We start from the raw sequence: 14945 nt of genomic DNA, 5'->3' as shown, positions 1-14945 counted from the left end.
TTAGTATATGAAATAAGCCTGCTACATTTGATAAGCTACTCCAGTATTAAGCATTGAATAAATGAAATACTAGGAGTCAGTTTTTATCACTTAACATTGTAGTAGGCTTTTTGTTTTTATATAAACTTACATAAAATAAGTAATGTATGTAAATTCGAAATACAGTGCAATTTCATATCTTGACACTAACAAGTTAATAAACGTACAATTAATATGTATAATTATTATACATTTATAAAAATCATGAAGAGATTTTGATATACAAAGCAAATACCTAGAAAAAGGAGGTGTTTATGTGAATTTATTAAACCTCCTACTCATTTTGCTGGGGATTATTCTAGGGGTTGTTGTGGGGTATTTTGTAGCCCGAAATTTATTGCATCAAAAGCAATTACAAGCTAGACAAACTGCTGATGATATTATTAAGCAAGGTCAAAAAGAAGCAGATAATATCAAAAAGGAAAAATTATTAGAGGCAAAAGAAGAAAACCAAATCATAAGAGAACAAACTGAATCAGAACTACGTGAAAGACGTGGTGAGCTTCAAAGACAAGAAGCCCGACTTCTTCAAAAAGAGGAAAATTTAGATCGAAAATCTGATCTTCTCGATAAAAAAGATGAGATTTTAGAACAAAAAGAATCTAAACTTGAAGAAAGACAACAACAAGTAGATGCAAAAGAGAGTAGTGTTCAGACATTAATAATGAAGCATGAACAAGAATTAGAACGCATCTCCGGTCTCACTCAAGAAGAAGCTGTAAATGAACAACTTCAAAGGGTTGAAGAAGAACTGTCACAAGATATTGCAGTACTTGTTAAAGAAAAAGAGAAAGAAGCTAAAGAAAAAGTTGATAAAAAAGCAAAAGAATTATTAGCTACTACCGTTCAAAGATTAGCTGCTGACCATACAACTGAATCAACAGTTTCAGTAGTTAATTTACCAAATGATGAGATGAAAGGTCGTATCATTGGTAGAGAAGGTAGAAATATTAGAACTTTAGAAACATTAACAGGTATTGATTTAATCATTGATGATACACCAGAAGCGGTTATTTTATCTGGTTTTGATCCAATTAGACGTGAAATCGCGCGTACAGCATTAGTTAATTTAGTCTCAGATGGACGCATCCATCCAGGCAGAATTGAAGAAATGGTAGATAAAGCTAGAAAAGAAGTAGATGACATTATTAGAGATGCTGGTGAACAAGCAACATTCGAAATCAATGTTCATAATATGCACCCAGACTTAGTTAAAGTCTTAGGTCGTCTAAATTATAGAACTAGTTATGGTCAAAACGTCTTGAAACATTCTATTGAAGTGGCGCATTTATCTGGAATGCTAGCTGCTGAACTAGGAGAAGATGTTAGCTTGGCCAAACGTGCTGGATTACTTCACGATGTTGGTAAAGCGATAGATCATGAGGTTGAAGGTAGCCACGTAGAAATAGGTGTTGAATTAGCTAAAAAATATGCAGAAAATGAAACTGTAATTAATGCTATTCACTCTCATCATGGTGATGTTGAACCTACTTCTATTATTTCAATTCTGGTAGCAGCTGCTGACGCATTATCTGCGGCTAGACCAGGTGCTCGTAAAGAAACGCTTGAAAACTATATACGTAGATTAGAACGCTTAGAAACACTTTCTGAAGGTTATGATGGTGTAGAAAAAGCATTCGCTATTCAAGCAGGTCGAGAAATTAGAGTTATTGTTTCCCCTGATGAAATAGATGACTTGAAGTCATACAGACTGGCTAGAGACATCAAAACGCAAATAGAAGATGAATTACAATATCCTGGTCACATCAAAGTGACAGTTGTAAGAGAGACAAGAGCAGTAGAGTATGCGAAATAATTTTTAACAGATCCAAATTTTGGGTCTGTTTTTTCTTTTCAGTTAAAATTCAATTATTAATTGATAATAATAAAGTAGGTGAAATGTTGTCATTAAAAAAGAGTGAGATTGAATTCATTACGAATTCATAGTCTCACTCCAAATAGATGATTAGAACCAAAGTACAAACTAATTGAGGACATACTCAAAGTTCAATCATTTGATATAAATTTTCATTGTAAACTTAAACTATTTGATGTTTATGCTTATCCTTAATTGATAGTCTTATAAATTATTTAAGTTGTAAATCTGTTTTTCTTAATTCAGAAATTATTTCTGCTGTATCATAGCAATTAGTAGCAATATTTGAATATCTTTCAGCTAAACGATAAGCGTTGATGTATAATTCAAGACTTTCTTTAGCGATATCTTCTGCATCTTTAGATTTAGATGGATTAGATTTTACCACTAATTCTGCAAACTTCTCTGGATCAATATTAATTGACATGTAAATTTTACAACTCCTATTACTTTGATAAACATATCTTAACATATGTTGTATACATGCTAAAGCAAATAGATATCAAATTTAAAAAGAGTATGAATATCCTCTTTTAATATAGACCTATATGAATTAAACTATTTTTATGAGAGGATGAACATTCAATGAGGATATTATTTATTGGAGATATCGTAGGTAAAGTTGGAAGAAATGCAATTGCTGAATATTTACCTAAAATAAAACAATCATATAGACCTACTGTAAGTATAGTTAATGCTGAAAATGCAGCGCACGGTAAGGGTCTAACTGAAAAGTTATATAAACAATTATTAAGAGATGGCGTAGATTTCATGACGATGGGTAATCATACATACGGTCAACGTGAAATATATGACTTTATTGATGATGCGAACAGAATGGTAAGACCTGCTAATTTTCCAAGTGAAGCGCCTGGTGTAGGCATGAGATTTATTCAAATTAATGATATTAAATTAGCAATTATTAATTTGCAAGGCCGTTCATTTATGCAAGATATCGACGACCCTTTTAAAAAAGCTGATCAACTTATTGAAGAGGCTAAAAAAGAGACTAATTTTATATTTGTTGACTTTCATGCAGAAACGACATCAGAAAAAAATGCAATGGGATGGTATTTAGATGGTAGAGTAAGTGCGGTAGTTGGTACGCATACACACATTCAGACTTCAGATGAACGAGTACTACCGAATGGCACAGGGTATATTACTGATGTTGGTATGACAGGATATTACGATGGTATATTAGGTATTAATCGTGATGAAGTAATAGAGAGATTTATCACAAGCTTACCACAACGTCATGTTGTGCCGGATGATGGAAGAAGTGTTCTATCTGGTGTTATTATAGATTTAGATAAAGATGGAAAAACAAAACAAATTGAAAGAATTTTAATTAATGACGATCATCCATTTAATAAATAATTTAAAAGAAATTTGTAGAAGAACGAATATAGTCCATTAGTATGAATTTAAATAATTGCCACTGTTGTCATAGTAAGACGGTGGTTATTTTTGTTATGATTTATTATGAATTAATTCCACAGGAGGCATATGATATGAAATCACAAATATCATGGAAAGTGGGCGGACAACAAGGTGAAGGTATCGAATCGACTGGAGAAATCTTTGCCACAGCAATGAACCGTAAAGGTTATTATTTATATGGATATAGACATTTCTCAAGTCGTATAAAAGGTGGACATACTAATAACAAAATTAGAGTATCTACTGCGCCTGTACATGCAATCAGTGATGATTTAGACATTTTAGTGGCTTTTGATCAAGAAACGATTGAATTGAATCATCATGAAATGCGTGAAGATAGCATTATTATTGCTGATGCAAAAGCTAAACCGACAAAACCTGAACAATGTCGTGCTCAACTTATTGAATTACCTTTTACTAGCACAGCTAAAGAATTAGGTACTGCATTAATGAAAAATATGGTTGCTGTAGGAGCAACATGTGCAATCATGGATTTAGATACTGCAACATTTGAAACCCTTATAACTAATATGTTTACTAAAAAAGGTGAAAAAGTTGTAGAAATGAACATTGAAGCTCTAAATCAAGGTTATACATTGATGAAAGAACAATTAAATGATTTACAAGGAGACTTCAAACTACAAACGACTGAAGAGAATCCACATTTATATATGATTGGTAATGATGCTATTGGATTAGGTGCGATTTCAGCTGGTTCTCGTTTTATGGCTGCTTATCCAATTACACCGGCATCTGAAATTATGGAATATATGATTGCAAACGTCACAAAAGTAGGTGGCACAGTAGTACAAACTGAAGATGAAATTGCTGCAGCCAATATGGCAATTGGTGCTAATTATGCAGGTGTCAGAGCATTCACTGCTAGTGCTGGCCCAGGTTTATCACTTATGATGGAAGCCATAGGCCTATCAGGTATGACTGAAACACCTTTAGTCATTATTAATACTCAACGTGGTGGTCCATCTACAGGTTTACCAACCAAGCAAGAACAATCAGATTTAATGCAAATGATTTATGGTACGCATGGAGATATACCTAAAATAGTAGTTGCTCCTACAGATGCTGAAGATGCATTTTATTTAACTATTGAGGCTTTTAATTTAGCCGAAGAATATCAGTGCCCAGTAATTATATTGAGTGACTTACAATTATCGTTAGGTAAACAAACAGTTGAACGCTTAGATTATAATAAAATTCAAATACGCCGTGGCGAGTTATTACAATCTGATATTGAACGTGAAGAAGATGATAAACAATACTTTAGAAGATATGCATTAACAGGAAATGGAGTATCACCTAGACCAATTCCGGGCGTTAAAGGTGGCATACACCATGTAACTGGCGTTGAACATAATGAAGAAGGTAAACCGAGTGAAGCGGCTGAAAATAGACGTCAACAAATGGAAAAAAGAATGCGTAAAACATCAAATTTACTAATTGAAAAGCCTGTTGAGTTAGATGAGCATCATGAAGAAGCAGATATTCTATTTATAGGGTTCATATCTAGTAAAGGTGCTATTCAAGAAGGTGCTGAAAGATTAAACGCTCAAGGTATAAAAGTAAATACAATGCAGATTCGACAACTACATCCTATGCCGAAAGATGTCATTCAAGCAGCTATCGATAAAGCATCTAGAGTTATTATTGTTGAACATAATTATCAAGGTCAACTTTCAAATATCCTTAAAATGAATACAACTATTCAAGATAAATTGATTAATCAAACTAAGTATGATGGAACACCTTTCTTACCTCATGAAATTGAATCTAAAGGACAAAAAGTAGTAAGCGAAAGTAAGGAGTTGGTATAATTGGCTACATTTAAAGATTTTCGAAATAATGTGAAGCCAAATTGGTGCCCCGGTTGTGGTGATTTCTCAGTTCAAGCAGCTATTCAAAAGGCGGCAGCTAATGTAGGGTTAGAGCCAGAGGAAGTAGCAATCATTACTGGTATTGGCTGTTCAGGCCGATTATCTGGTTATATTAATTCATACGGCGTACATGGTATACATGGACGCGCATTACCACTAGCACAAGGGGTTAAAATGGCGAACAAGGATTTAACTGTCATTGCCTCTGGTGGTGATGGTGATGGATACGCTATTGGTATGGGTCATACCATACACGCATTAAGACGAAATATGAATATGACTTATATTGTTATGGATAATCAAATTTATGGCTTAACTAAAGGTCAAACGTCGCCTTCATCTGCGGTTGGTTTTGTTACTAAATCTACCCCTAAAGGTAATATCGAGAAGAATGTTGCACCACTCGAATTAGCTTTATCATCAGGCGCTACTTTTGTAGCACAAGGCTTTTCTAGTGATATTAAAGCATTAACTAAACTAATTGAGGATGCGATTAACCATGATGGTTTTTCTTTTGTAAATGTCTTTTCACCATGTGTAACATACAACAAAGTAAACACATATGATTGGTTTAAAGAACATTTAACTAGTTTAGAAGATATCGAAGGCTATGATACTTCAGATAAACAATTAGCAATGAAGACTGTTCTAGATTATGAATCACTAGTTAAAGGTATTGTATATCAAGATACTGAAACACCATCATATGAGTCTCAAATTGAAGAATTAAATGAAAGTGCATTATCTAAACGCGATATTCATATAACAGAAGAAGATTTTAATAACTTAACTGCTCAATTTGTATAGAAATTGTAGGAGCTCACTTTAAAACGCTTTAAGTTTTGAAGTGAGTTTTTTTTATAACTTAAGAGTTTTTTTATTGAAAATAATAACACCATTGCTTAATGATGTATAGAAAATATTAAAATATTTTAGTTTAAGTAATCATTGTTAAAAATCATTTAAATACTTTTTAGAACCTATAAAATGGGAAAGAATAATAATAACACTATACCTAAGAGAGGTTTTTAAAATGGATAAATATCATTCTATGAAAGAATTACAAAATGAGACAATTGAGAATGAGGATTGGGAGATAATTACTGAAGATAGAGATAGTAACGTAACGATTTTGGCAATACATGGTGGTGGAATTGAACCTGCTACTACTGAACTTGCGCGTGTTATTGCTAATGATGGACAATTTAATTATTTTGCATTTAATGGTATGCGAACAAAAGGAAACAATGAGTTGCACGTAACATCTATTAATTATGATAATGACATTGCTATGGATTTAGTAAAAACAAGTGAAAGTGCAATCACAATTCATGGATGTCTTGGTGAAGATGAAATTGCTTATATCGGTGGTAAAGATAATCTTTTAAAAGAGCGTATTGTTGAAGAATTAAGTCAAATTGGTATAGAAGTAAAAGAAGCACCTAGTCATATGTCTGGTACTCAAGATAATAATATCGTGAATTGTACAAAAAATGGTGTAGGTGTGCAAATAGAGTTAACGTCTAGTTTAAGAAAGTCTTTATTTAAAAATAATAAGTTTAATCGTAAAAGTAGAATGGATGAATCAAATTGGGATGATAAAATGTATGATTTTGGCCAAGCAATTAATTCGGCAATTAATTAAGGCAAGTTAAATAAGGGCGTGGTAAAATTAAGGTAATAATATTGAATGAGGTGATTGTTAATGCAAGACACATTAATGAGTATTCAAATCGTTCCGAAAACGCCAAACAATGAAGACGTTATACCTTATGTAGATGAGGCAATAAAAATTATTGATGATTCTGGTCTTCATTTTAGAGTGGGTCCTCTTGAAACGACAGTTCAAGGCGATATGAGTGAATGTTTAATCCTAATTCAGAAATTACATGAACGAATGGTTGAATTAGAATGTCCAAGTATTATTAGTCAAGTTAAGTTTTATCATGTACCAGCTGGTATCACAATTGAAACGTTAACAGGAAAATATGATAACGAGTAAGTAAAGTTTAAATGAGATAAGTCTGGGACATAAATCTGTGTCTTAGGCTATATTTTTTATAATGGCAGTAGTTGACTGATCTAAAAATATACTTATAACAAGCTTTTATAATGCTAGTCAATCTTTCTTTGCTGGCATTACATCTAAATAAATATTGTAAAAATATTATTTCTATCCCACCCCATTCCATTTTTTTAATGACAAATTTATTAACTATTTCAACTCTTTTTGCACTTTATTATTAATTTTAATATAATGAACTAATGATATAAGGGCATATAGAAAGGAATTTTTTAAAGTGAACGAAGAACAAAGAAAAGCTGGTACGATAAATATCCTTGATGAACGCGATAGAAAAGTAGAAAAAGATTATAGTAAATATTTCGAAAATATTTATCAACCACCTAGTTTAAAAGAAGCACGCAAACGTGGGAAACAAGATATAAATTATAATCGTGACTTTCATATAGAAGACAAGTTTGAAGGGATGGGCAAAGGTCGCACATTCTTAATAAAAACATATGGCTGCCAAATGAATGCACATGATACTGAGGTAATGGCTGGAATATTACAGGCCTTAGGATATACTGCAACAGAAGATATTAATGAAGCGGACGTTATTTTGATAAATACATGTGCGATTCGTGAGAATGCTGAAAATAAAGTGTTTAGTGAAATCGGTAACTTAAAACATTTAAAAAAGAATAGACCAGAAGCATTAATTGGCGTATGTGGATGTATGTCACAAGAAGAGTCAGTAGTAAATAAAATACTTAAATCATACCAAAATGTGGATATGATTTTTGGAACTCATAATATTCACAAATTACCTGAAATTTTAGAAGAAGCATACCTTTCTAAAGCAATGGTTGTCGAAGTTTGGTCTAAAGAAGGCGACATCATTGAAAATCTTCCTAAAGTACGTGAAGGCAGTACAAAAGCATGGGTTAACATTATGTATGGCTGTGATAAATTCTGTACATATTGCATTGTACCCTTTACTAGGGGTAAAGAACGTAGTCGTAGACCAGAAGATATTATTGAAGAAGTTCGCGGTTTAGCGAGAGATGGTTATAAAGAAATAACTTTACTTGGTCAAAATGTAAATTCATATGGTAAAGATATTAAAGATTTAGAATATGGATTAGGAGATTTATTAGAAGACATTTCCAAAATTGATATTCCAAGAGTACGTTTTACAACTAGTCACCCATGGGACTTTACAGATAGAATGATTGAAGTAATAGCTAAAGGTGGCAATATTGTACCTCATATCCATCTACCCGTACAATCAGGAAATAATGCTGTATTGAAAATTATGGGACGTAAATATACTAGAGAAAGTTATTTAGATCTAGTTAATAGAATAAAAAAATCAATACCTAATGTAGCTTTAACTACTGATATTATTGTTGGATATCCAAACGAAACTGAAGAACAATTTGAAGAGACATTATCACTATATGACGAAGTTCAATTTGAGCATGCTTATACGTATTTATACTCTCAAAGGGATGGTACACCTGCCGCAAAAATGAAAGATAATGTACCTGAAGACGTTAAAAAAGCACGATTACAACGTTTAAATAAAAAAGTAGGACATTATTCAGAAAAAGCCATGAATCAATATGAAGGCAAAACTGTAACTGTTTTATGTGAAGGTTCAAGTAAAAAAGATGATACGGTTTTAGCAGGTTATACCGAAAAGAATAAGTTAGTTAACTTTAAAGGTCCACGTGAGGCAATCGGTAAGTTAGTAAATGTTGAAATTGATGAAACAAAACAATATTCATTAAATGGTACATTCAAAGAATTTAACGATGCACCATTGGTGACAAATTAAATGTATAGTAAAGATGATATTTTAAAACAAGCCGATCAACTCACGAGTAAAATTCAAGATTTAGATCTTATAAAATCTTATCAAAATATAGAGAAACAAATTCATGAAAATCGTAATATTGAAAGTAAAATGAATCGCTTGAAAAAACAACAAAAGCAATCTGTTAATTTTCAAAATTATGGGAAACAACATGCTTATCAACAATCAGAAGATGAAATTGAAGCGCTAGAAGATGAAATTAATGAATTACCAATAGTTGAAGAATTTCGTTCTGCTCAGTATGAAGCAAATGATTTATTACAACTAATGATAAGCACAATGGAAGATCGTTTAAATGAACATAATGAAGAAGAACATAAGGATTAATGGAAGAAAGGGATAAGCACTATGAACAATAGAAAATTGACACTTACTGCACTGTTAATTGCCACTAATGTTGTATTAAGCAGTATCATTATCATACCATTAGGTCCTGTCAAAGCAGCACCTGTTCAACATTTCATCAATGTGTTATGTGCAGTATTTGTAGGACCATGGTACGGTTTAGCCCAAGCATTAATTTCATCAATCATAAGAAATTTATTTGGTACTGGTAGTTTTTTTGCATTTCCTGGAAGTATGATTGGCGTGCTATTGGCTAGTGTGTTCTATATGTATAGAAAACATATCTTTATGGCTGCTGTTGGTGAAGTGATTGGTACAGGCATTATAGGAAGTCTTTTATGTATACCAATGGCCTGGGTTTTAGGTATGCAAGATTTCTTCGTCAAACCCTTAATGATAGCGTTTATTATTTCAAGTTTTATCGGAGCTGCAATTAGTTATTTCTTACTTATAATGTTGAAAAAGAGAGGATTACTAGATAGATTTAAAAAATAATAGTTTGGAAATAAGAGATTGTTTTAGTTGATTTGAGGTTATCATTGTAAAATAAAGTTCAGTCGTTTATGAAACGTATGTGTTCTTTATTTTGTTGTGATAATCTTTTTTATTTGTAAATTAAGATGAATCATTTTTTAACTTAACTCTAAAAAATAAATAAAATCAATAAAATGAACTCACGAGCGTTGTAACATTTCATATGTTAAAATATATGAGTTAAAAGCATGTAATAAATCGGAAAAAATTAGTAAGGTTGTGAAAATATGTCTAACACGACACCGATGATGCAACAATATTTAAAAATTAAATCGCAATATCAAGATTGCTTATTATTCTTCAGATTAGGCGATTTTTATGAAATGTTTTTTGAAGATGCTAAAGAAGCTTCAAGGGTATTAGAAATTACATTAACTAAAAGAGATGCTAAAAAAGAGAATCCAATACCTATGTGTGGCGTTCCGTATCATTCCGCTAATAGCTATATTGAGACATTGATAAATAATGGTTATAAAGTAGCAATTTGTGAACAAATGGAAGATCCTAAACAAACTAAAGGTATGGTAAAACGTGAAGTAGTTAGAGTTGTAACACCTGGAACAGTTATGGAACAAGGTGGTATGGATGAAAATCAAAATAACTACATTTTAAGTTTTATTAAACAAGATAGTAACTACGCCCTTAGTTATTGTGATATTTCTACAGGAGAGTTAAAAGCCACTCAAATTGAAGATGAAGATACATTGATTAATGAAATTGTAACTATTAATCCTAATGAAATCGTTGTTAACCAAGAAATTGATGAAAATCTTAAAAAGCAAATCTATTTAACTACAGAAACTATAACAATTAGAGAATCTATTTCCGATGCAAGCTATGAAGTGAATCAATTAACTAATAATCATATGTATCTAGCAACACAACTATTACTCGATTATGTTTATCATACTCAAAAACGAGATTTGTCTCACTTAGAAACTGCAATAACGTATGCTGCAGTGGATTTTATGAAGATGGACTACTATGCTAAAAGAAATTTAGAATTAACCGAAAGTATTAGACTAAAATCTAAAAAAGGAACACTTTTATGGTTAATGGATGAAACTAAAACGCCGATGGGAGCACGTCGCCTTAAGCAATGGATAGACAGACCATTAATCAATAAAGAAAGAATTGAAGAAAGACTAAGTATAGTAGAATCATTCATGAATCACTTTATTGAGAGAGACACATTACGAGGATATTTAAATCAAGTATATGATATAGAAAGACTTGTTGGCCGTGTCAGTTATGGCAATGTCAATGCGCGTGATTTAATTCAACTTAAACATTCAATTTCAGAGATACCTAATATTAAATCTTTACTTGAAAGTATGAATGACGTAGCATCAAATCAATTTAGTTCCCTTGAACCATTAGAAGACTTATTACAAGTGTTAGAAGATAGTTTAATCGAAGAACCGCCTATTTCCATTAAAGATGGTGGTCTATTTAAACAAGGCTTTAGTAAACAATTAGATGAATACCTAGAAGCTTCTAAAAATGGAAAAGATTGGTTAGCACAATTACAAGCTAAAGAAAGAGAACGTACAGGTATTAAATCTCTTAAAATTAGTTTTAACAAAGTGTTTGGTTATTTTATAGAAATTACAAGAGCAAATTTACAAGGATTTGAACCTAGTAAATTTGGCTATCACCGTAAACAAACATTGTCCAATGCCGAACGCTTCATTACAGATGAATTGAAAGAAAAAGAAGATATTATTTTAGGTGCAGAAGATAAAGCGGTAGATCTTGAATATCAACTGTTTGTTCGACTAAGAGAACACATTAAAACATATACTGAAAGACTACAAAAACAGGCTAAAATCATTTCTGAACTTGACTGCCTACAAAGTTTTGCTGAAATTGCACAAAAATACAACTATGTTAAACCTGAATTTAGTGATAATAAAACGCTAAGCTTAGAGAACTCTCGCCATCCTGTTGTTGAACGTGTGATGGACTACAATGACTATGTACCTAATGACTGTAAATTAGATAAAGATAACTTTATATATCTAATAACTGGTCCTAACATGTCTGGTAAGTCAACTTACATGAGGCAAGTAGCAATCATAAGCATCATGGCTCAAATGGGGGCTTATGTTCCTTGTAATAAAGCAGAATTACCAATATTTGATCAAATATTCACTCGTATAGGTGCTGCAGATGATTTAGTATCAGGAAAAAGTACATTTATGGTAGAGATGTTAGAAGCACAAAAAGCATTAACTTACGCAACAGAAGATAGTTTAATAATCTTCGATGAAATTGGTAGAGGAACTTCAACATATGATGGGCTAGCGTTAGCTCAAGCAATGATTGAATATGTTGCTCAAACATCTCATGCGAAAACTTTATTCTCAACACACTATCATGAACTTACGACTTTAGATCAAGAACTACCAAGTCTTAAAAATGTTCATGTGGCTGCAGATGAATATCAAGGTGAATTAATCTTTTTACATAAAGTAAAAGATGGCGCTGTAGATGATAGTTATGGTATTCAAGTAGCGAAACTAGCTAATTTGCCAGATGAAGTTATTAACCGTGCACAAGTTATATTAGATGCTTTTGAACAAAGTCAAAATACTTCCGATAATGAAGAGCATTCTAACATTACTGTTCTTAAAGATTCAGCCTCAGTCGAAGGGTTTACAGATGATGACGCACAAAATGCAAACAACTCTGATAAAAAGTCTCAAACAACAAAGAATGCAATTGAGAATGAATTTGAGCAAGCGTCTTTCAATTTATTTGATTCTGAAGCAATGACTAGTGAAATTGAGGAACAGATTAAAAATCTTAATATATCAAACATGACGCCTATTGAAGCATTACTTAAGCTAAGTGAATTACAAAATCAATTGAGATAGAGGTGATTGAAAATGGGCAAAATTAAAGAACTACAAACCTCTTTAGCTAATAAAATAGCAGCAGGTGAAGTAGTAGAGCGTCCAAGCTCAGTTGTGAAAGAATTACTAGAAAATGCAATCGATGCTAAATCGACAGAAATTAATATTGAGGTAGAACAATCAGGTATATCCTCAATTAGAGTAGTAGATAACGGTACTGGAATAGAACAAGATGATTTAGATTTAGTGTTTCATAGACATGCCACGAGTAAATTGGATGCCGATGACGATTTATTTCATATCAGAACGTTAGGATTTCGTGGTGAGGCATTAGCAAGTATATCTTCAGTTGCTAAAGTCACACTTAAAACTTGCACTGATAGTGAAAATGGACATGAAATCTATGCAGAAAACGGAGAGATTTTAAGTCGTAAACCTGCTAAAGCTAAAAAAGGTACAGATATAACTGTTTCATCACTTTTCTACAATACACCAGCTCGCTTAAAATATATTAAAAGCTTATACACAGAGTTAGGTAAAATTACAGATATTGTGAATCGAATGGCAATGAGTCATCCTTATATACGAATTTCTTTAATATCTGATGGTAAAACGTTATTAAAAACTAATGGTTCAGGTAAAACAAATGAAGTTATGTCAGAGATTTATGGTATAAAAGTAGCAAAAGATTTAGTGCATATTCAAGGTGATACAAGTGATTATCACCTTGAAGGCTTTGTGGCTAAGCCAGAACACTCAAGAAGTAATAAACATTATATTTCAATTTTTATCAATGGACGATATATTAAGAATTTTGTACTTAATAAAGCTATTATTGAAGGGTATCATACATTACTGACAATAGGACGCTACCCGATATGCTATTTAAACATAGAAATGGATCCTATATTAGTAGATGTGAATGTCCATCCAACTAAACTAGAAGTAAGATTATCTAAAGAAGAGCAATTATATCAATTAATCGTTGAGAAAATTCGATATGCTTTCAAGGATAGAATTTTAATTCCTCAGAACGATTTGGATAGAACACCTAAAAAAAATAAAGTCTTAAATCAATTTGAACAACAAAAATTAGACTTTGAAAGAAGACAACAGAATTCAAATCAAGACAAAACAAATTCTCATTATTATGGTATGAGTGAATCTAAATTACAAAATCCAAATTTAGAAAAAAACGATTTAGATAATAATGAGTTAATTAATGAAAGTACGGAAAATTTCGTACATAATAATAAACGTTCAGATGACAAAGATTACTTCCAAATTCAAAAAGAAATTTTGAATGACTTAGACAATGGTGATGCATCATTATTAAATGACGAATCTACAAACGATTCAGAAGAAGTTGTAACTGAACAAAGCAATAATGATGAAGCGTCATCAAAAACTTATCAAACATTATACAGTAAGCAAGATAATAATGATATTAAAGGTAAAGTAAGTAACACACCATCTCGACGAGTTCCATATATGGAAGTCGTAGGACAAGTGCATGGCACTTATATCATTGCTCAAAATGAGAATGGCATGTTTATGATAGATCAGCATGCTGCACAAGAACGTATCAAATATGAATATTTTAGAGAAAAAATTGGCGAAGTGACTAATGAAGTTCAAGATTTATTAATACCACTGACATTCCACTTTTCAAAAGATGAACAAATGATTATTGATCAATATCAAGATGAATTAGATAAAGTGGGTGTTCATTTAGAGCACTTTGGCGGTCATGATTATATCGTTAATAGTTACCCAGTTTGGTTCCCAAAAGCTGAAGCTGAAGAAATTATTCAAGATATGGTTGAGTTAGTATTAAACGATAAAAAAGTAAATGTTAAAAAAATGCGTGAAGATGCTGCCATCATGATGAGTTGCAAAAAATCTATAAAGGCAAATCACTATTTAAAAAATAATGAAATGGCGGATTTGATTGATCAGTTACGTGAAGCAGAAGATCCATTCACTTGTCCTCATGGCAGACCTATAATCATCAATTTCTCAAATTATGAACTTGAAAAACTATTTAAACGTGTAATGTAGAGAGGAAAATGAC

Annotated in this window: 12 protein-coding genes; 11 read left to right on the top strand and 1 reads right to left on the bottom strand. The window is 31.9% G+C overall.

What is annotated here, in order from left to right:
* The first annotated feature begins 295 nt into the window (after positions 1 to 295).
* A complete protein-coding gene (gene rny / locus EQ029_RS07605; RefSeq protein ID WP_011275913.1) occupies positions 296 to 1855 on the top strand; it encodes a ribonuclease Y in 1560 nt (519 codons plus the stop codon).
* Positions 1856 to 2126: 271 nt separating this feature from the next.
* Here the strand turns inward: rny and EQ029_RS07600 are convergent, their stop codons facing one another.
* Complete coding sequence (locus tag EQ029_RS07600) at positions 2127 to 2342, bottom strand: hypothetical protein (RefSeq protein WP_011275912.1); 216 nt, start codon at positions 2340 to 2342, stop codon at positions 2127 to 2129.
* Positions 2343 to 2500: 158 nt separating this feature from the next.
* Between EQ029_RS07600 and EQ029_RS07595 the strand changes: the two genes are divergently transcribed.
* The 10 genes from EQ029_RS07595 (at position 2501) to mutL (ending at position 14932) form a co-directional block, all read left to right on the top strand.
* Entirely contained in the window at positions 2501 to 3295 is a 795-nt protein-coding gene (locus EQ029_RS07595; RefSeq protein ID WP_011275911.1) for a TIGR00282 family metallophosphoesterase, read from the top strand.
* A 134-nt stretch (positions 3296 to 3429) separates the two neighbouring features.
* A complete protein-coding gene (locus tag EQ029_RS07590; protein WP_011275910.1) occupies positions 3430 to 5190 on the top strand; it encodes a 2-oxoacid:acceptor oxidoreductase subunit alpha in 1761 nt (586 codons plus the stop codon).
* Positions 5191 to 6057, top strand: a complete 867-nt coding sequence (locus tag EQ029_RS07585; RefSeq protein WP_011275909.1) for a 2-oxoacid:ferredoxin oxidoreductase subunit beta — start codon at positions 5191 to 5193, stop codon at positions 6055 to 6057.
* Between the two features lie 226 nt (positions 6058 to 6283).
* Positions 6284 to 6895, top strand: coding sequence for a poly-gamma-glutamate hydrolase family protein (locus EQ029_RS07580; RefSeq protein WP_011275908.1), 612 nt, complete (start codon positions 6284 to 6286; stop codon positions 6893 to 6895).
* Positions 6896 to 6955: 60 nt separating this feature from the next.
* A complete protein-coding gene (locus EQ029_RS07575; protein WP_011275907.1) occupies positions 6956 to 7252 on the top strand; it encodes a thiamine-binding protein in 297 nt (98 codons plus the stop codon).
* A gap of 298 nt (positions 7253 to 7550) precedes the next feature.
* Positions 7551 to 9095, top strand: coding sequence for a tRNA (N6-isopentenyl adenosine(37)-C2)-methylthiotransferase MiaB (gene miaB / locus EQ029_RS07570; RefSeq protein ID WP_011275906.1), 1545 nt, complete (start codon positions 7551 to 7553; stop codon positions 9093 to 9095).
* Positions 9096 to 9461 carry a YlbF/YmcA family competence regulator gene (locus EQ029_RS07565; RefSeq protein ID WP_011275905.1) on the top strand — a complete coding sequence of 122 codons (366 nt, stop codon included), beginning with the start codon at positions 9096 to 9098 and terminating at the stop codon, positions 9459 to 9461.
* 21 nt (positions 9462 to 9482) lie between these two features.
* On the top strand, positions 9483 to 9974 hold the full coding sequence (gene thiW, locus EQ029_RS07560; protein ID WP_011275904.1) for an energy coupling factor transporter S component ThiW: 492 nt from the start codon (positions 9483 to 9485) through the stop codon (positions 9972 to 9974).
* A 266-nt stretch (positions 9975 to 10240) separates the two neighbouring features.
* On the top strand, positions 10241 to 12892 hold the full coding sequence (mutS, locus tag EQ029_RS07555; protein WP_011275903.1) for a DNA mismatch repair protein MutS: 2652 nt from the start codon (positions 10241 to 10243) through the stop codon (positions 12890 to 12892).
* A gap of 12 nt (positions 12893 to 12904) precedes the next feature.
* Positions 12905 to 14932 (top strand): DNA mismatch repair endonuclease MutL, encoded by a 2028-nt coding sequence (gene mutL, locus EQ029_RS07550; protein WP_016930677.1) that lies wholly within the window; start codon positions 12905 to 12907, stop codon positions 14930 to 14932.
* Positions 14933 to 14945 lie beyond the last annotated feature (13 nt).

Origin of the sequence: Staphylococcus haemolyticus, from assembly GCF_006094395.1 — a bacterium.
Lineage (GTDB): Bacteria > Bacillota > Bacilli > Staphylococcales > Staphylococcaceae > Staphylococcus > Staphylococcus haemolyticus.
The sequence above is the reverse complement of the archived record's forward strand: the minus strand, read 5'-3'. Positions and strand labels throughout refer to the sequence as shown.